The organism is Eubacterium sp. BL-380-WT-2B (genome assembly GCF_009696115.1).
Classification (GTDB): Bacteria; Bacillota; Clostridia; order Eubacteriales; family Eubacteriaceae; genus Eubacterium; species Eubacterium callanderi.
Genome location: NZ_VUMP01000006.1, coordinates 185835 through 205187, shown reverse-complemented (window position 1 = coordinate 205187; position 19353 = coordinate 185835). Strand labels below are relative to the sequence as shown.

General features: G+C 56.0%; 12 protein-coding genes. 10 read left to right on the top strand and 2 right to left on the bottom strand.

Translation table 11 applies throughout. The features are described from left to right. Positions 1 to 14: 14 nt before the first annotated feature. The gene (locus FYJ53_RS13385) at positions 15 to 812 is read right to left on the bottom strand and encodes a CPBP family intramembrane glutamic endopeptidase (protein WP_013379546.1); all 798 of its coding nucleotides are present in this window, start codon (positions 810 to 812) and stop codon (positions 15 to 17) included. A 168-nt stretch (positions 813 to 980) separates the two neighbouring features. Between FYJ53_RS13385 and FYJ53_RS13380 the strand changes: the two genes are divergently transcribed. Both FYJ53_RS13380 and FYJ53_RS13375 read left to right on the top strand, forming a co-directional pair. After that, the gene (locus FYJ53_RS13380; RefSeq protein WP_148428648.1) at positions 981 to 5420 is read left to right on the top strand and encodes a chitobiase/beta-hexosaminidase C-terminal domain-containing protein; all 4440 of its coding nucleotides are present in this window, start codon (positions 981 to 983) and stop codon (positions 5418 to 5420) included. A gap of 27 nt (positions 5421 to 5447) precedes the next feature. Beyond that, positions 5448 to 8813, top strand: a complete 3366-nt coding sequence (locus FYJ53_RS13375; RefSeq protein ID WP_148428646.1) for a S8 family serine peptidase — start codon at positions 5448 to 5450, stop codon at positions 8811 to 8813. A 333-nt stretch (positions 8814 to 9146) separates the two neighbouring features. On the opposite strand, the gene FYJ53_RS13370 is transcribed toward FYJ53_RS13375, so the two are convergent. Then, positions 9147 to 11453: a C1 family peptidase gene (locus FYJ53_RS13370; RefSeq protein ID WP_013379550.1), complete on the bottom strand. Its 2307-nt coding sequence runs from the start codon at positions 11451 to 11453 to the stop codon at positions 9147 to 9149. A 250-nt stretch (positions 11454 to 11703) separates the two neighbouring features. Between FYJ53_RS13370 and FYJ53_RS13365 the strand changes: the two genes are divergently transcribed. From FYJ53_RS13365 to FYJ53_RS13330, 8 genes are all read left to right on the top strand, one after another. Beyond that, positions 11704 to 12615, top strand: a complete 912-nt coding sequence (locus FYJ53_RS13365) for a site-specific integrase (RefSeq protein ID WP_013379551.1) — start codon at positions 11704 to 11706, stop codon at positions 12613 to 12615. A 259-nt stretch (positions 12616 to 12874) separates the two neighbouring features. Beyond that, positions 12875 to 16150 (top strand): hypothetical protein, encoded by a 3276-nt coding sequence (locus FYJ53_RS13360; protein WP_148428642.1) that lies wholly within the window; start codon positions 12875 to 12877, stop codon positions 16148 to 16150. 9 nt (positions 16151 to 16159) lie between these two features. Next, entirely contained in the window at positions 16160 to 16627 is a 468-nt protein-coding gene (locus FYJ53_RS13355; RefSeq protein ID WP_013379553.1) for a hypothetical protein, read from the top strand. A gap of 21 nt (positions 16628 to 16648) precedes the next feature. Beyond that, positions 16649 to 17191 (top strand): hypothetical protein, encoded by a 543-nt coding sequence (locus tag FYJ53_RS13350; RefSeq protein WP_013379554.1) that lies wholly within the window; start codon positions 16649 to 16651, stop codon positions 17189 to 17191. A gap of 13 nt (positions 17192 to 17204) precedes the next feature. Continuing rightward, positions 17205 to 17744: a hypothetical protein gene (locus FYJ53_RS13345; protein WP_013379555.1), complete on the top strand. Its 540-nt coding sequence runs from the start codon at positions 17205 to 17207 to the stop codon at positions 17742 to 17744. Positions 17745 to 17913: 169 nt separating this feature from the next. Beyond that, positions 17914 to 18381: a hypothetical protein gene (locus FYJ53_RS13340; protein ID WP_013379556.1), complete on the top strand. Its 468-nt coding sequence runs from the start codon at positions 17914 to 17916 to the stop codon at positions 18379 to 18381. 9 nt (positions 18382 to 18390) lie between these two features. After that, a complete protein-coding gene (locus FYJ53_RS13335) occupies positions 18391 to 18741 on the top strand; it encodes a hypothetical protein (RefSeq protein WP_013379557.1) in 351 nt (116 codons plus the stop codon). 60 nt (positions 18742 to 18801) lie between these two features. Continuing rightward, positions 18802 to 19350 carry a hypothetical protein gene (locus FYJ53_RS13330; RefSeq protein WP_148428638.1) on the top strand — a complete coding sequence of 183 codons (549 nt, stop codon included), beginning with the start codon at positions 18802 to 18804 and terminating at the stop codon, positions 19348 to 19350. Positions 19351 to 19353: the final 3 nt, after the last annotated feature.

Genomic DNA, 19353 nt, shown 5'->3' with positions numbered 1-19353 from the left:
TGGCTTATTGTGGCTTATGATTGTTTTTTACCCACACGCCGCAGATAAAAGGCACTGAGGCCCACGTAAAGCACAAAGGTGACCAGAACAGTGGGGCTGACACCGCCTGCAGCGCCTGCCGAAGCAGACGGTGAGCCAGCAAGATACTCGACAGCCACCGCTGGGACAATGTCATTGACCGCGTGAAAAATCATCGGCCCCACAAGATTGCCTGTGCGCAGATAAATCGTGGAGAGAAACAGGCCCATGCCAAAGTTGCTGATCACCTGAGTCAGGGTGTAGGAGAGATCTGCCTGGCCGATGAGGTTAAGGCAGTGGGCCAGAGAAAAAATAAGTCCGGCGATCACCGCTGTTTTGATGGATGAACTGCGGGAGGCGCCCAGGCCGTTCTTAACAAGGTTGACCACGCCAGCCCGAAAGACCAGCTCTTCAAAGAAAGCAACCGAGGTCATAAAAACAATTTGAGCCAGCAGCCAGCTCCAGCTAATCCCTTTGTCCGAAACATTGGCAGAGATAAACGAAAGTGCCAGAATGCCAGCAAAAAGTAGAAAAAAGGGCCAGGCGAGTAAAAGGGATTTTCCAAGTCCCTTTCCGGTAAAGCCCAGCTTTTCTGCAACCTCAAGCTTCAGGAGCAGTAAAATCATAAGGGCTCCCAGAATAAAGCGTATGGCCGTGGCCGATAAAATACCAGGCAGCCCAAGGCCTCGGATTAAAAGTACCTCAAATCCAAAAAGAACCGCAATGGCGGCAACACCGAGAACAAGGGCAGCGAGAATACCGTGCCGGCGGCACCCGTTTTTCAGTAAGTCCATATGAAACACTCCTTTACTCAATAATCTGTTTCTATTTTATGCTAAATAAACAGGCCTGTAAACAAAGACTATGCAAACGGTCGTTACTCGGTTTAAACGGTATAAAGAAATGGTTTGAATTATGATATAATAAAAATAATTTAGAACAATGAATATAAGGAGAAAACGATGAAAAAGCAAAAAACATCAACGGTTCTGCTGCTTACCCTGCTGCTCACCATTTTGTTAGCCACACCAGCGCTGGCACAGCAGGCCGCAGTGGTGGATAAAACCGGCCCCAATTACGAGGGAAAAGTGATCATGGCCGAAAACCTGAATCTGGGCATTGGCTCAGACGAGGAGCTGGCCAAAACACAGAACACCGGTATTCCATCCAGTGCATTCGGGAGAAGACCGGGAAGCACAGCAGACAGCACACACATCGAAGAGCCGGAAAACAGGGACGCGCGCTGCCTGACCATGGCACTGCCACAGCATGATTACCCGGAACTTTCCCGGGCGCCAGAGCCCAGAAACGCTCAGCCAGAGGAATATAAAACAGGGGACACCAAAACCATCTATTCCGATTATTACGCAGACGGCAGCGGCAGCTTTACCGCCGAGGTGGCCGCCGTCGGAAAAACCTGTACCATCTGGCGGGATACCGCCCACCGCGACCAGCTGAGCGATGAAGCTGCCCAGGATTACGCCGATGCCATCGATACCCTCATCCACGATCCGCTGGAGAATGCTTTTGGTGGATGGAGCAATGCAGACGTAGACCAGGACGGCAAAACCGCCTTTATATTCTACCCCATGGACGGCAATGCGGGCTATTTCTATGCGGCTGATCTCTACACAAAAGAGCAGGCCGAGTGGGCTACCGGCAATGTGATGGATATGTTGAACATGAACATTAAGAACACATCCAATGTTATGACCACACTGTCCACCCTGGCCCACGAGCTCCAGCACCTCATCAACTATGCCCAGACCGGAGGCGACAGCGACAGCTGGCTTAACGAGACCTTTTCCCAGAGCGCCATTGCCATCGCCGGGCTGGCCAGCACCGAAACCGTCTATGAGGTGCCAGCCTTCATCAATTGGACACAGGACAAAGGGTACACACATCCTTTTATCTTTAAAGAATGGTATGTCCCAGGTGGGAGCGAGGCTGGAATCCCCTACGGCAGCTGGTACCTTTTTGGCCGGTATCTGGCTCACCAGACCCAGGATCTGGAAGGCGGAGGCGACAGTATCTATCAGACCATCACAGATGTCAATGATGGCAGTACCAGGCTTAAAGATATCGAAGACGCCCTTGTTTCCATTGGTTACATGGGCGAAGGAAAAACAGTGGCCGATATGGATGAACTCATCACCAACTATAACCTGGCCCTGTACCTCAGAGAGCCCTCCGGGCCCTACAGCCTTTCCGGCAACGCCCAGGAGCCCTCAAACCTGGACGGCGTGCAGGTCGGTCGGCTGTTCCAGACACCAAATGCCCCAGAAGCCCTGCCCGGCGGCGGCGCGGCCAGCTGGAGCCTGATTAAGGGCGACGACAGCGTCACCCCTGTGGCCTTCGGCCCCAATGTTCACTTTGCGGGCATCACTACTGAAATCATGGAAGGAGCTGCTGCCGAACCCCGTTCAGGCATACTGCTTTATGGTGACACCGTTCGTCTGAGTACTGCCGATGAAAACGCCGAGATCCGTTACACCCTGGACGGCAGCGATCCGGTCAAAAACGGCATGGAATATACCGAGCCCATCACCATGACCCAAAAGACCACGCTCAAGGCCTGTACAGTACAGAGCAGTGGAAATTATTCCCCGGTGAGCACCTGGGAATATCAGGTTAAGACTGGCGCCGTCAGTGCCAGTGTGCCTTCGGGGCGGGTAGAAACCGGCACCCCGGTTACCCTGAGCTGCGCGACGCCGGGCGCAGAAATCCGCTATACCGTAGACGGCAGCGAGCCTTCGGCCACCAACGGAGCCGTCTATACCGGACCCGTCACCATCAGCCAGACCACCACCCTCAAAGTCGGCAGCCTGATGCCCGGCCGCAGCGATGTGCTGCCCGGCGACGTGCGCACCTTTGCCTATGAAGCCGGCCAGGGGATAGGTGACCGCTATGAGCCCAACAACAGCATCACCGCCGCCACAGCATTCAGCTTTCCAGGCAGGCTTGAGGGCACCATCCACAATCCCGAGGATGTAGATGTTTACGCCTTTACACTGGAAAACAGCGCAAAGCTCAGCCTGACCCTGACACCGCCCGACGGCGCATCCTTCAGCCTGACCCTCTGCGACGAAAAGGGCAATATCCTCAAGGAATCCGCCTATGCGGGAAAGAGCCAGAGTATCCGCTACAAGGCGGCCTCGGGCAGATACCTGGTAAAGGTAGCCGGCATGGACGGCAGCGCCTCCGAGGTTCAGCCCTATACCTTAAGCCTGACCAGAGAGATGGAGGAAAGCGCAGTTAAAAGCCTGGATATGTCCGAGATGAACATGCTCACAGCCTTGACCGATAAAAGTGACACCGGCAGCGACTACGCCTGGGATTGGGGCTTAGAGGGCGGCGGACATTTCCTCATGTCCATGGCCTATTATTCCCATTGGAACGGGCCTGTCAGTGAAAGACTGGATCCCTTTAGTGAAACCGGCCCTTTTAATTATCAGAACCATTCCGGACAGGCCGAGTACCATGTCCAGAACGCACTGTACCTGCCCAATGACCAACGTCAGAGCAGCATCGAGCACATTAAAAACGCCGTGTACAGCTACGGCGCGGCCGATATCTACATCATGTCTGCCAATGCCTACTGGACCCTGGACAAGGTAAACCTGTACGTAGATAAGAATAACTACGATTATGAAATAAAGGGTCACGACGGCGGCCACATCGTCACCATTGTGGGCTGGGACGATGCCTACAGTAAAGAGAATTTCAAGGGATGCCCAGAGCTGGCAAAAGCCTGGGGCTACGAAGATGTAAGCATCCCGCAGCCCGAAAGTGACGGAGCCTTTATTGTTAAAAATTCCTGGGGCGATAACGCAGGTGAGCAGGGGTACTTTTACCTGTCTTACGAGGATGCCTTTATGCTGAACAATAACCCGACCGTCTACATGGCCGACGATATGCCCGACAACTATAACCACCAGTACATCAACGATCCTTACGGCACTTTTGATTTCTGGACATTGGGCGATGCCTTCACAGCCACCGAGCGGTTTGTCAACGAAAAGGAAGCGCCAGAGCTACTAAAAGCCGTGTCCTTTGTGACCGGCACAGCCAATACAAGGTACGAGATCAGCGTGACCCAGAACGGCGAGACGAAAAAAGTGGCCGAGGGCGTCAAGAAATACCCAGGCTTCTACACCGAACGGCTGAACCAGTCCATTACCATCCCACAGGGCGGCACCTTTGACATTAACGTGAGGGTTGAGAGTACCGTACCGGGACAGAGCACCAGCATTGGCGTCAGCCTGAGAAAAGAGGGAACCACCAGCGGGGTACAGCCCAGGAGCGATGTGGCCTTCATAACCTTAAACGGTATGACCGAGGACGTTGGAAAAAAAACCATCTTCCCCAATATCCGAGCCTATACCTGTGACGTCAATACCCACGCCTATACCGAAAGCGGCATAAACACCGAAGCGGCAGACCAGAAAACAGAGGCGGCTTCGCAGACACTTCCTGAGGGAGCATTGCAGAATGTCGAGATCACCGGGGAGGATACCGCCTCCGTCAACGGCGCGGTGGCCCTTTCCATCAAAGACTCCGGCAGCGCCCAGGCCCCAGCGAGAGATCTGCCCGCCAGGTTTGACCTGAGGGATACCAGCACCCTTACCCCGGTGCGTAATCAGGGAGCCACATCCGCCTGCTGGACCTTCGCGGCCACCGCCTGTGTCGAAAACAACATCGCCCGGACCGGCGGCTTTGCCACCGACTACCCCACTGGCATCAGCCTGAGCGACAGTGAAAAAAACGTCCTGCTCACAAAAGACGCACCAGAGCAGCCCGTCACCCTGACCGCCCGCCTCACCGGGGCCGACAGCCCGTCAAGCACCCGGATCAACTGGAGTGTAACCGGGGATGTGGACAGTGTGCGCCTGGACAGCACCTTCAGCCAGAACGGCGAGAGCGTTCCAGTGCTCACCGCCTTAAAGCCCGGTGTGGTCACCCTGACCGCAGCCAGCGATGCCGACATGACCGTTACAGCCAGCTGCACCATCACCATCACCGCCCAGGGCGTGGAAACTCTGAGCATCAGCCCGGCCGCCCTCACCCTGAACAAGGGCGAAACCGGAAAGCTCACCGCCCAGACCGGCCCCGAGAGCGCTGTGAATAAAACCGTGCTCTGGGAAAGCGACCACCCCGAAATTGCCAACGTGGACGCAGACGGCAACGTTACTGCCATCTCCGGCGGTAAGGCCACCATCACCGCTAAAGCAGGCACCGCCGTTGCCACCGCCGAGGTCACCGTCAAGGGCACCCCGGCCATCAACCCGGGAGCAGACAGCCCAAAAACCGGCATTATTCAGGACAGCACCCTGTCCGCAGCCCTGTGCGCAGGGCTGCTGGCACTGTTTGCGATCTGCGGTCTGGCCTATAAAAAACAATAGAATGAATACCGTCATTAAGGAGAAGAAATGAAGAAACGATTTTTAGGCATACTGCTCAGCCTGCTCATGGCATTTTCAGCCCTGCCACTGCCAGCCCTGGCGCAGGAGAGCAGTCCGGCAGACTACGGAACCCCGGGAACCGACTATGTGGAGGGCGAGGCCATTGTCTGCGTGTGCGGCGGAGCCGGAGCCTTATCTGGCAGAGCCCAGCGCCGAAGCGCCGGGCCCTCCTACAGCGCTGAGACCCTCATGAACCTGGACAGTAGCCAGAACGCAGGAGAAGCCGTCCCGGCGATGCTGCGCGCCGCAGAGCCCCAGACAGAAGACACGCTTGTCCTTGTCAAAACACAGGACGGCAGCAGCACCGAAACCCTCATTGAGCAACTGAGTGAAAACCCGGCCGTGCGCTTTGCCGAGCCCAATTACATCCTGAAGGCAAACGCCGTGGATGAAAACACCTATGAGGATATGAGCGCCCAGCAGTGGGGGCTTGCCAACAGGCGCCAGAATCACGCCGACCTGAATATCGCGCCGCTGTACCAGTCTGGTGAGAAGGGCAGCGAGGAGGTTGTGGTGGCCGTTATCGACTCAGGCATCGACGCCACCCACCCCGATCTGGCCCCGCAGATGTGGGACAGGGGGCTTGATTACCCTGAGCTTGCCGCCATGGGCGGGGGAGCGTACGGCATGGTCACCAACGCCAACTATGACGATACCCGGAACACCAGTGACGACAACGGACATGGCACCCACTGTGCAGGCGTTATCGGCGCGTCCTGGAACAGCCAGGGAACCCAGGGTGTCTGTGCTGATCTGCGCCTCATGGCCCTCAAATATCTGGATCAGAACGGAAACGGCAATGTGGGCTGGGCCGTCAGGGCCTACGCTTACCTGTCCAAGGCATGTGATCTGGGAGTAAACCTCAGGGCTGTCAACAATTCCTGGGGCGGCGTATATATCAGTAGCGCCGTCAGGGCCGCTGTGGATGAGCTGGGGAAAAAGGGCGTCGTCTCGGTTTTTTCTTCGGGGAATAATGCCCAGAACACGGACGAAAATCCGCGCACCAGCCTCTCTTCAGCCCAGAGCCCCTACGCCCTCAATGTCAACGCCATGGATGAGTACGGTCGTCCCGCCTCCTTTTCCAATTACGGCGCCTACAGCACCGACATTTATGCCCCCGGCGTCCGTGCCCTGTCCACCCTTCCTCAGGATAAGGCAGAGTACAACAGCCTGCTGAGCCGGGACAGTCTTGTTTATACAGGCTTCGAGAAAGAAAACAGTGCCACCGACAAGGCCGATATCCCAGACGCCAATGGCAACGCCCTTACCTTCTATGCTTATGATGATACGAAGGAATACAAGCTGGGCGAGCCTTTTATCGCAGCCGGGCCGGATAAGGTGGCCTATGGCGCCAGCGCCCTGGACATAAACCCAGGGAAGCAGAAAGTCACCCGGATCATCTCCGCCCCCATTACCCTGGGGGCGCCGCAGGAAGGGCTGAGTCTCTCCTTTACAGCTACCGCCTCGGATTTCAGCGCCGTTGAGGTTTATATTCACAACCTTGCAGATCAAAAGACCTACACGCCAAAGCTTTATAATTGCGCCGGCTTTTACAATGAGGATGGCAGCGTTCTCTCCATCACCGATGGCGACTGGGTTAACAACACGGCAGCGCTTGAAGCCGGGTGGGTGGACACCCCCTTCCAGATCGAGATCGATTTGTATGAAGCTTCCGACACCAATGTCCCCACCTATATGGACACCGTAGGTATCGGCAGCCGTAAGGTGCCTTACGGCACCATGAGCGGCACCTCCATGGCAGCGCCCGCGGTTACGGGTGCGGTTGCCCTGCTGTCCGCCGCCTATCCCGATGAGGACGCCGGAAAAATCAGCGCACGGATCAGCGGCGGAGCCAATCGGAGCCTGAACGCAGCCATGAACAGCCAGTGTATCAGCGGCGGCAGCCTGGACACAGCCAAGGCCTGGCAGAACCCCGATCCAGCGCCCAGACATTTTGTGCAGGATACCGGCAGCCTTACCATCGACGGCTATTTCTTTGGCGAGGATCAGGGCAGGGTAGAAATCGGCGGTGCAGAAGCCACCGTTACCAGCTGGTCCGATACCCATATCACCGCAGCCCTGCCCGAGGGTTTTGAAGCCGAGGGCATGACCGAGGTGCGCGTCACCCGGTCAGACGGCAGCTGGGGAAGAAGCTATCATTCATTTACAGCCAGTCCGGCCCAGTCCGCCTTCCAGGCGCTGGCCCTGCCTGCCGAGTCTCCGGATTACACGGGCTCCATACTCGAAAAAGCAGGCACTGCCGGCGGTTTTATGGCCGCCACAGGCCAGAAGCTCTACTATCTGGGAAGTGACATATTCAACGAATCCAACTATGCCGGAATCACCGATTACGCCACAGAGCTCTGGTGCTACGATATTCCGGGCAATGTCTGGCAAAAGCTTGCCAGTCTGCCAGACGTCCCCTATAATTTAAATGGCTTCTGCGCATGGGAGGGAAAATTATACGCCTTGGGTGAGTACCAGCCAGACGAGGACAGCGGCGAACAGTGGGTTTATACCTATGACCCCGAAACCGGCGCCTGGAATGAAGGCCATCGGGTGGATACCCATTATCCTTTGTGCGGCGGCCTCATCAATTATCAGAACAGGCTGGTTATTGTCGGCGGCCTAAACCCATGGGAGGCTGCCGATACCGCGGGCCTGTATGCCCTCGATCCAGAAACCGGCAGCCTCAGCCAAATGGAAGGCGCCTGCCTGCCCGAGAAAATGTCCAATGTCAATATTACTGTCGGCGGTGCAGACCGGGAGCAGCTTATCATCAACGGGTATAGTCAGCTGGTTGGATACATGCTCATCGATGTCAGAAAAACCTGGCGGTACGATGGTCAGAACTGGGCGGAAACCATCATACCTGAGAATACCGCGCCCACCGGAACCACTGCTCTTGGCGGCACCAAAAGCGGCGCCCTGATCACAGGGTACAGAAGTACCAGCGAGAGCAGCCAGGACACCATCGGCATGAGCCCGGATGGGGCAGTCTTCATACAAGACAGTTTTTATCCCACCGCGTCCTGCACTTTTTACAGGGGCATCGCCTACAGCGGACATTACTATGTGATGGCGTCCGCCTCAGACACCTCCAGCCTTGTCTTTAAGCGTATGGCCGCGGATACGGCCGAGCCGGAAGAGCCCGTCGATCCGGAGCCATCCCCCAGTGTGAAACCGGCGCCGTCCGAACCCCCGGCCAACAGCAGCCAGAACCCCGGGGACAATGCAGGCACTGGCCTCACCGGACAGCAGACAGCTCTGGCCGCCGCCCTGCTCACACTCGTCGCCCTGGCAGGATTGGCCCTTTGGAGAAAGTTTATGTAGGGAATTAAGCCGTCAGGCAGCCCCCGCGGCACGACGGGGCGTCGTGCCCTACATGTCAATAAAGAATCGGCAGAAACTGGAAGCCTTTATTCAAAAACACGCAGACTAGTGCGGATGAACCATCCGATTCCGTTTATTGCCCGGGCCACCGATTTAAGCGAAAAAGAAATAGAAGAAATCAAAGCGAGTATGGAGTCCTGAAGGTAGGGAACCACGCCCCGGGGTCTGCCCCCGAGCTGTTTGATCTGCCTGACAGCCTTTCAGACGCGCAAACAGCCCGGTTTTCCACATAGTGAAAACCGGGCTGTTTTTATGTCTTAATCCATAAAGCTGTTAAGCTTTTCTGTTTCTGCGGTAGAGGATAAAGCCGCCGCTGGCTGCCAACAGGAGGACGGCCGCGATGGTCAGACCCATGCCTGCTGTGGTGTCGAAGAGCCCTGTTCCCACGTTTTTGCCGCCGCTGGTAACATTCTGTCCGTTATCATTGGCTGGGGGCGTGGCGCCGGAGCCTTCACCGGTGCCGGGGTCGCCGCCGGAAGGCGTGTCTGGGGTTACGGCCATATTCAGCACATAATGAGCGCCGTTGTTGCCGCGGGGCGCCGAGGTGGTATCAACGGTCACAGCACCTGGGGTGTTTAGCACTGCTGCGTCAAGCTTTGTGCCCTCCTCATAGGCCTCGCCGCCCACTGTAATAACTGCCTCGCCATTCTCTGTCTGTGCGCTCAGGCTAAAGGCTGCCGCGCCCTTGGGCAGGCTGATGGCTGCGGCCAGGTCGGTGACGTTCTGGCTGCCGAGGGATTGTCCCTGGGCGTCAAAGGACTCGCCGCCCAGAGTGACCGCCGGAGCCGTGTCCTGATCGACTGTAAAGGCCTTGATCATAACATTACCAGGGTAGGCCTTGTTATCCCCACCAATAGGTATCACCTGAAATGCGTTAGTAATGGTTTCATCGGTAATATCCTTCCATACCGGCACCGGCGCTTCAGCCTGATCAGTAAACAAGGTGTTAAGGCCGTAGACAAAACTCTGTCCAGGCGCATTGGTCGCTGTCTGCTGAGTATAGTAAGTGTAGACGGTCTGCCCGTTTTTGTCCTTAACATCAACCGGTGCAGCATTTTTCAACCCTATCTCAATGGGGACACCGTCGTGGTCTGGATAGGTAATGGTCTGGACAACGGAGAAATGCTCGCCGGCCTTTAAGCTAATAGGCGTTTCAGATCGGAGCTCAAGGGTGTAGTAGCCCGTATTTGAGAACGTGTCCTCCTGAGTATATACAGGAGCGCCAGAAATAGGACTGCTGGTATCTGGCACGCGGTAGATCTCCGTGGTAACCGTCGCGTTGGCGTCATTGGCGGTAAGGGACACAGCCTTTAAGACCTCAGCCTTGTCCGCCGTGAAAATGTTGGCAACCTTCAGAGGAATATTCTGGGCTTTAGCAATTTGTCCGACAAACGTATCAATATTTACAGCAATGGCGTTCTTGTTACCTAAATAGTCGTACTGATAGTTGTTGTCATAGTCATACAGGCCCATTTCGCCGCTGTCGGCTGTGCAGCTGGCGTACATGGTCATAGTGGCGTCATAGTAGGACAGGTAAAAATACCCATCAGTGCCCCATTTGTCGCTCCAGCTATTTTTGACAATCCACGCACCGGCTCCTGGCGGTACAGTGGTGAAATTCTCAGAATTGGCTGTAAAAGTGTCGTCCCACCCCACAATGCTCACGCCGTGGTTGGGAGCCATAAAGGTATCATGGTAGTAGGCGCTTGTATCGCGCTTAAAGTAAGGGCTGGGAGAGGGATTTTCTTCGGTAACATCCTCCGGCTTAGATTCGTCAGCGTTAAACATTACCGCGACGGCTCCGTTGCTCATGATTTTATCCTTGACTGCGTTTACGACAGCACCAACCTGGGTCATATCGGTGCTGCCGGATTCCCTGTTTACTGCGCCCATGATTAGCTCCATATCCTCCAGATGGTAGGCATTGTCATTGATCTGGCTGTAAGGGACAGACCAGTCGTCTTTCGGGTCAAAATAAGAGACATCGTAGAGGCTGCCATCATGGCTGGGGACTTTACCCATAACGGTATTTCCCTGAGCGCCTTGATATGGGATTTCCTTCTCTGTGCTGGCCCCATACCAGGTAGAAAGCTGAGCGCCAAACCCGTAGAAATTGCCGCCTGCATCGTATAGCTCATTGGCGTTCTTTGAGACAATGGTGGTTCCTTCCTTGTTTTCAGGCGTTGTGTTCTGCGCCTGATAGGTGAACCAGGTCGCAGCCTTTTCAGACAAATCGATACCTGCGGAGGCTTTGCCTTCAGATAAAAGGTTGGATTCCACAGAGCTGATGCCCGCAAAGGCCCAGCAGGCGCCCCAGGGGTTCTGGAACTTTACCGGGGTGGAAAAGCCTTTTTCTCTCAGATCATATTTATCTGGATAGCCCATTCGGTTTTGAACGGGTGCAGATGAAGTACTGGGCAGATTGTCCATATCCATCACAATACCGCCGTGCTGTTCCAGATTCATGGAGAGGCCCGCCCCTTCAGGCAGAGCAGACGCAAAAACCGATGCGCCCGGCAGGGCCAGGGCTGCGGCAAGTGCCAAACCGACAATCCGACTGATCAAATGTTTCTTTTTCATATCTATTTCCTTTCTGATAACGGTTAATTCTATTCTAATATAACCAATATCAGGAGTAAACAGTGATTATGTAAACAGTCATTTTATTATGTAAACGGTCGTACAAGAAAAAGAAAACTTAAGAATTAAGAAAAACATGAAGATACAATGGAGGTACATGATTAATTTTGTGTCCGGAAAAATTATGAAGTTAAAAGCCATTTGGGTATAACGGTCCAAAGGCAGATAAAAAGTAAAGGAGCCTGATCAAATGATCGAAAAAATAACCATGAAAGAATGGCTGTCCCGGCGTGTGCCAAAGGTGAAGAGCAGCAGCCTCAAGACCTACCGAAGCTATGAGCGCGCTCACATCCTGCCCTCTCTGGGGAATATCCCCATAAGTGAGGTGGGGGCCATGCTGCCAGCCTTCAGTGTGCAGCTGGCCGAGCGCCTGGCCCATAAAACCGTGCGGGATATCCTCACCTATGTGCACACCATCCTGAGGGAGGCCGAGGCAAAGGGGCTGGCCGAAGCGTCCAACATGCCCAAAATAACCATGGAACCAAAGGAAAAGGAAGTGCTCACCTACAGCGAGCAGAAAGCCCTGACCGCCCGGCTCAGACAGAGCGCCGCCCCGCTGGACATGGCCGTGCTGCTGGCACTGGCCACCGGGCTGCGCCTGGGCGAGGTGGCCGGCCTGCGGCACAAAGACATCGATCTGGAGGCCGCCGTCCTGCGGGTGCGGCGCAACAGCCAGCGCGTCTATGACGGCCATGACGGCCACACCCCCCTTAAGAATACCACGCCCAAAACCCGGCGCAGCCGGCGGGACATCCCCCTGCCCAGAGCCTTTGTCGCAGTACTGGCCCGATACATGGAAGACCGCGAGGGGCAACCAGCCGCCGCGCCCCTCATCGCCGCGCCGGGCGGCAGCGCCTACGATCCGCGCACCATCGAGCGCCGCTTCGATAAGCTGAAAGCCGAGCACGGCCTGAGCTCAGGCGTCACCTTCCACAGCCTGCGCCACAGCTTCGCCACCCGGGCCCTGGAGGCAGGCGCCGACATGCGCACCGTGTCCGACCTGCTGGGCCACAGCAGCGTGGCCTTTACCATGAACTGCTATAGCCACAGCGCGACAAAGCTCAAGCGGGAGCAGATGGAAAAGATCAACGAATATTTTTAAATGCAATAAAAAATGCCGTTAAGTTGGGAACTTAACGGCAAAAATATAAGTAATATCATTAATAGAATAGCATAAGGGTGAGAAATCTGCAAGTGTTAAATAAAAAACAAAATAGGAAATTAAGCCACCCCTAAATAGGGGAGGTTTTTTGAAATAAACATCAGTATTCTCTTTAAGCTGTCGTTAAGTTCCCAACTTAACGGCGTAAATTCCTGAAAAAGCTTAAAATAACCTGAGAGATCAAGAGAGGATATAGAAGATGAAGGCAAAGCTCAAAGACAAGCGGCTCCTGCTCACCGCCGTATTTTTCTGCGCCCTGGCTGCAATGTTTTTGTGGTCAACAGAGGTAAAGGCAGCGGGCGAAACCGGCGACTTTACCGTGACGGGTGGAACGTTGGGGACAGATTATAGCTATGATAGCACAAGCGGTGTGCTCACCGTCAACGGCGGCGCGAATCTGACCATCAAAAATACCAACCCCGGCACGGCTACCGGCAATCGCATTGTGGTCGCTGGAAATGCCAGCATTACCCTGAGCGGGGTTAACATCGAGGTGAGTGGGGGATCGTCTTCCTGCGCCTTTAATATCCAGACAAGCGCGAGCGTCAATCTGACGCTGTCAGGCGAGAATACTTTGAAAAACAGATACGGTGGCGGGTTGTTTGTGCCGGAGGGCGCGGCCCTCACCATCGGCGGCACGGCCGGCAAAGACAGCCTCACGGCGACCAGCGGTAGTGTGGGGGCAGGTATCGGCTTCGGCAATTATGACTCATGCGGTAAGATTACCATCACTGGCGGCAGTGTCAAGGCCACCGGCGTTATGGGTATTGGCGGCTGGGGTGATAAAGGCGACCAAACAGTCGAGATCAAAGGTGGCGAGGTCGAGGCCAACAGCATCGGAGGTGGATCCACTGCGGTGGCGATTAGCGGCGGTACGGTGACCACAAGTGAGAACATCAGCAGCTCCGGTTTGATGACAATTAGCAGCGGTACGGTCAAGGTTGGAAAAAACATCAATAGTGGCACCGGTACGGTAACGATTACCGGCGGTACGGTGACTACAGGTGAGAACATCGGCGGCACCGGTTCGGTGACGGTTAGCGGCGGTACCGTTGATACCCATAATATCACGGCCAACACGCTTGCCGTAACGAACGGCAAAGTTACAGCAGAGACTGGCATCAAAGGCGGCACCCTCAATGTGAGCGGGGGGACGCTTACCGCTAGTGGCGAAAATGAAAAAGCCGCCATCAACAGCGATGTCACCATCAGCGGCGGCAGTGTCACGGCCAACGGCGGCAGCACTGCTGCCGGTATTGGCGGCAACAATGGAGAAGCCGGTAAAAACGTCACCATCAGCGGCGGTATGGTCATCGCCACAGGCGGCACCGGAAATGGACTGAGCGGAGCCGGTATCGGAGGCGGTAATAAGGAAGCTGGCGGCAAGGTCACCATCAGCGGCGGCAAGGTCGTCGCCAAGGGCGGCGACTACGCGGCGGGAATCGGCGGCGGCCGGGATGGAAAAGGCGCTGACGTCATTATCACCGGCGGCAGCGTCAAGGCATCTAGCATCGGTGGAGGAGGAGCGTACGGCGGCGCCGGTGGCGGTAGCCTGACAGACGGCAAGGGCAACAGCGTCACCCTCAAAACCTTCACCTTACAGGATAGTAGCGGAAGTCCCGTTACGGATACGGCTATCGATGCTTTTACAATCCCCACCTACGGCATCAAGGACGTGCGCACCGACACTGAGGGCAAGCTGTATTTCTACCTGCCCAACAGTATCACGGACGGCACCCCGGTCACCGTCACCGCGGACAGCACAGGATATGAGGGGAGTGTAAGCGGTTCAGCCACGCTCAAACCCTTTGCCGGCGACATCGACCTGTCCCAGGGCTCAGGCAACCTGTACATCTGGGGCGACGGCTATATGCGTGGAGGCAGCGCGGATGAAAGCGCCAAAAAGACCTACACCGGCGATTACACCCTGACCGGCGGTACAGCCGAATCAGCCACTGCCAACACAGTCACTGTCATGGGCGACTACAACGGTAACCCGGTGAGCGGTACGGAAAAGACCATCACCCTGAACGGGGTCAATATCGACGTGAACAGCCAATCGTATGCCTGCGCCTTTAGTATCCAGGCAGGCACAGGCGCGGGCACAGGCGCGGACGTCAATCTGATGCTTTCAGGTGGCAATACCCTGAAGAGCGGCTCATTCGCTGCCGGACTGGGCGTGCCGGAAGGCGCGTCCGTCACCATTGACAGCGTGCCCGACACGGGAAGACTCACTGCCACCGGAGCTGACGCTGCAGCGGGTATCGGCGGCGGTAATAACAAAGCCGGCGGTACCGTCACCATCAACGGCGGTATAATCGATGCCATTGCTGTATCGAGACAAGGCACAGGCGGCGGAGCCGGTATTGGCGGTGGAGCCAGCGGTGCAGGTGGAGATATCACGATCAACGGCGGCAAGGTCACGGCCGCTGGCTGCAACAGTGCGGCGGGCATCGGCGGAGGATATCGCGGAGCCGGCGGAGCGGTCACCATCAACGGCGGCAGCGTCGTAGCTAAAGGCGACGGGGCGGGCATCGGCACCGGCGACCAATACACCAGCAGCGATTTTGGAACGGTCACCATCAGCGGTGGTACCGTTACGGCCACGGGCGGCGACAGTGCGGCGGGCATCGGCGGTGGCTATCAGGTATCTGGGGAAGATGTCAAAATTACCGGCGGCAGCATTGCGGCGATGGGTGGTAGTGGCGCAGAAGCCATCGGCCACGGCACCAACGGCTCCGGATCTGGCACCCTGACAGACGGAAGTGGGAACGACGTCTATCTCAACACGCTCACCGTAGGCGAGGGCGGCCAAAGCATGGAAATTGCTGTGGAGAATGAAGTCACCATTGACGGCGCCACCAACTATGGCACTACAGATGTCACCACTATGGATGGCGGCAAGCTCTATTTCTATCTGCCAAATAACACCACCAATCCGGAAATTGCCGTCACCCACGACGGCACCACCTACAGCCGGAACTACCAACGAAACAGTGCGGCACGGGCCAATACCTACACCGCCACCCTCCTGCCCCCGCCCACCTACACCATCACCATCCCGGAAAAAGTGGATTTTGACAGCCCAACCTACCAGCCAGCGGGGAGCGGGCAGTACAACGACAAAACCTTTGAAGTCATACCGACAACCCTCACCAACCTGACCGACGGCCGCGGCCTGAGCGTCATGGTGAAAGACGGCGGCACCAGTCCCAGCACCGGCACTGATTATCAGCTGACCGGTTCAGATTCAAGCGACACCCTGAATTATCAGGTCTATCAAGGCGCCAGTGCCACAGGTAGTGCTTTAGATGCCGCAGGGGCGACCCTTGTAAATAAATGGGAAAAAGCCGCGGGCGGCAGTTTACCAAGCGCCCAATCCGGCACCCTGCGCCTCGACCAAACCCAGATCAAGTACAGCGGCAGCTACACCGGCACCCTGACCTTCACCGTCAACGTGGTGGACAGCAAGTAGGAGGAGCTCATGAAAAAACAGACAAACATCCTGATTATTGTGCTGCTGGTACTGCTGACCGCTGCGGGCGGCGTGATCGCCTGGCTGGTGACCCATCGTCCCGACCCGTTGGCGTTGGAGCCCAACGTGGTCGCCCTGACGCCCACCCCAGCCGGACAGACCGCGCCAGACGGCATCCAGATCCCCGGCTATCCCACCTTAACTGTGGACAGCGCCACCGGTACGGTGAACACCGTGTTCCAAAACCCCGAGGGCAACCGCTGCACCTTTGAGCTCACCCTCACACGGACCGACACCGGCGAAGAGCTCTGGCATTCCGGCAAATTTAAACCCGGCACCGGCATCCAGAACCCAGCCTTAACCGTCACACCGCCGCCCGGTACCTACCCCGCGGCGCTCACCTATACCACCACCAGCCTGAAAGACCAAAGCCCCATGAACGGCGCCGTCATCAACACCGAGCTGGTCGTCAAATAAAATCTAAGAGAGGATAAAAGAATGAAAATCAGAAAAACACTCACCACTCTGGCCCTTGCCTGCCTGCTCACCGCGACATTGGCCGCTCCCGCGCTGGCAGCAGACCCCACCATTGTCTCGCCAGCCACAACCGCTGGTTCAGCCGTGAACGCAGCAGTCGATAATGCCTACACGGTCACCATTCCAGAAAAAGTTGATTTCGGAAAATTGACTAAGGATTCAACCGGTGACGCTTTGATTAAAGATTTGACCGTCAGCGCAGCCGGTGTTGTCATTCCAGCCGATAAAAATCTGAATGTTACAGTAAAAGGCGATGGAACGAGCGAAGCCTTTACCATTGACACAGCCGCTGGCGGGATCATAGGATACAATGTCTATAATACGGTGGATACCACCGGAACAGGCGTCACTACCGGAGGAACTTTTAAAGATTTTGAAGCAGGAAAGCCCTCCACTACACAAACTGTCAATGGCAAGGTCAAATTGAAAAACGCACCCGTCCATTCCGGCGATTATACCGGCACTCTCACCTTCACCTGCACTGTCGCAGCACCAACCCCATAAAAAGGAGACCATCATGAAAATCAAAAAAGCCCTCATCCCGCTGGTCCTCACCGCCCTGCTGGCCCTCGCAGCCACCCCGGCTCTGGCGACCGAGATCGAACAGGGAACAGCAGCACCGACCTACACAAATACCGGCGACACCAGCGTCACCGCCAGCGTGGACACTACCTACACCATCACCATCCCGGACAGTGATACCCTGAAGTTTGAAAAACTGACCGGCACCGCCGAGGAAGCCGCGCATACTAAAACCTTTAACGTGAGCGCAAAGGGCGTCACCCTGGAACCCGGAAAACAGCTCAACGTCACCGTTTCCGGTGAAAACAATGATTTTAAAATGACCAACGCTGCGCTTTCGTCCGTCAAGCTGCCCTACACCATCACCCCAGCTGCCGGCTCAGCCCTGAGACCCGGCGGCACCATCGCCAGCTTTGCAAACAACAGTACCGAGACGGTCATCAGCACCCTCATCGTCAACGCCCCCACCATGGGCGCAGGCAATTATTCCGACACACTGACCTTTACCTGCACCGTCGCAGATAAAACCCCATAAAAAAATGGAGAATGGAGAATTAAAAGAGCAAAATGCCGCGCATTTTGAAGGGAAGAATGGCCGCAGGCCGTTCTGATCAAATCTGCAAAAGCAGATTTGCACCAGAATTTTCCATTTTCCATTCTCAATTTTCCATTATTAAATCCTGACAAGAAAAAAGGAGATCACCATGAAAATCAAAAAAGCCCTCATCCCGCTGGCCCTCACCGCCCTGTTGGCCTTTGGCGCAGCGCCCGTCCTGGCTGGTGATATTATAAGCCCGGCCACCACCGGCACCGCCGACCTCCGTGCTCAGGTCGATGCCACCTACACCGTGGTTATCCCAGCCTCCATGACCGAGGACAAAAGCCTGAAGGGCGGCACCAACACCATCGGCGCCCTGAGTGCCACCAGTCTGAACCTGGAGCCTGGCACCAGTCTCACCTGTACCCTCAGCGGCGATACCCTGACGCGTGAGAATGGTGTGGAAACCCTGGCTTACAACGCCCATTTCGGCACCGACCAAGCCGCCAAAACCACCACCCTGGCCGAGAGCGCCAGCGTTGACGTGAACGTGGAGGTAGACAGCGCCCGTCTGGCCCAGGCCAAAGCCGGCACCTACCGAGGCACCCTGAACTTCACCCTGAGCGTGCAGTAGGAGAGCGCCATGAAAAAGCTTCTTTCCATTCTGACCCTCCTGCTGGTTCTGATCGCCGGCCTGAGCGCGCCCGTGCTGGCCGACGAGGTGAGAGGCACCGAGCTGCAGCTGATCGTTACCGAAACACCTACGCCAACGCCCGAGCCCACAGTGACACCTGCGCCAACGCCACCAGAAAATTCAGCGCCCCAGGAAAGCCCACTCACTGAGAATCCTGTCCAGACAGAGGTCAGGAACCCTGTCACAGGCAACCCCATGACCCTGAAAGAAATCGGGGTGGCGGGCATGGCAGTGGCTGCGCTTATTCTGACAGCCTGCATGGCCGCGGCACAGCATAAAAAGAAAATTCACGTAAAATAAAATAGCAGAAAATGGGACAACGGCTGTCACCCATCAAAACACCGAGAAAAAGGAGAAAAAATGGCATTTGCAAAACGTTTGAGAGACCTGCTGAAAGCACTGGAACTGGATCTTAAGACCTACCTCAAAAAGCACTACGAGCTCTTTGAGGCCGTGGATACCGGCTATGTGGCCAAAGACGGCAGAGAGCACCTGACCGAGCTCATCTACCACGGCCACAGCGGCCATGTCTGCCGCTATTGCAGGCGCGCGCTCAAAAAGAAAACCCTGCGCCTGGTGGAAAAGAACGGCAGAAACCATGTGGTCAACGGCCTGTCCAAGGAAGTGGAGGACTCCGACGGGCACCTGTACGTGCTATGGGTGTGCAGCTGCGAGTGTGGGCACTGCGCCAGACGCCAGCGCGTACTGCCTGTTTTTGCAGCGCGCTGGATGCGCCACACCCTGTTCACTGTGGCCCAGACCCTTTTACATTTGTTTGAAAACGATGAACTGGACGCAAAACCCCTGAAACCGCGCCGCGGCCGGCCCGTACTTACCATGCCTTTTTACGGGGAGCTGAGCACCGTGTACCGCTGGCGGCAGAAAATAAAAATAATTTTTAATTCATGATAA

Coding starts and splice junctions, on each gene's coding strand:
- FYJ53_RS13385 (WP_013379546.1), bottom strand. CDS start 812: ATGGACTTACTGAAAAACGGGTGCCGCCGGCACGGTATTCTCGCTGCC.
- FYJ53_RS13380 (WP_148428648.1), top strand. CDS start 981: ATGAAAAAGCAAAAAACATCAACGGTTCTGCTGCTTACCCTGCTGCTC.
- FYJ53_RS13375 (WP_148428646.1), top strand. CDS start 5,448: ATGAAGAAACGATTTTTAGGCATACTGCTCAGCCTGCTCATGGCATTT.
- FYJ53_RS13370 (WP_013379550.1), bottom strand. CDS start 11,453: ATGAAAAAGAAACATTTGATCAGTCGGATTGTCGGTTTGGCACTTGCC.
- FYJ53_RS13365 (WP_013379551.1), top strand. CDS start 11,704: ATGATCGAAAAAATAACCATGAAAGAATGGCTGTCCCGGCGTGTGCCA.
- FYJ53_RS13360 (WP_148428642.1), top strand. CDS start 12,875: ATGAAGGCAAAGCTCAAAGACAAGCGGCTCCTGCTCACCGCCGTATTT.
- FYJ53_RS13355 (WP_013379553.1), top strand. CDS start 16,160: ATGAAAAAACAGACAAACATCCTGATTATTGTGCTGCTGGTACTGCTG.
- FYJ53_RS13350 (WP_013379554.1), top strand. CDS start 16,649: ATGAAAATCAGAAAAACACTCACCACTCTGGCCCTTGCCTGCCTGCTC.
- FYJ53_RS13345 (WP_013379555.1), top strand. CDS start 17,205: ATGAAAATCAAAAAAGCCCTCATCCCGCTGGTCCTCACCGCCCTGCTG.
- FYJ53_RS13340 (WP_013379556.1), top strand. CDS start 17,914: ATGAAAATCAAAAAAGCCCTCATCCCGCTGGCCCTCACCGCCCTGTTG.
- FYJ53_RS13335 (WP_013379557.1), top strand. CDS start 18,391: ATGAAAAAGCTTCTTTCCATTCTGACCCTCCTGCTGGTTCTGATCGCC.
- FYJ53_RS13330 (WP_148428638.1), top strand. CDS start 18,802: ATGGCATTTGCAAAACGTTTGAGAGACCTGCTGAAAGCACTGGAACTG.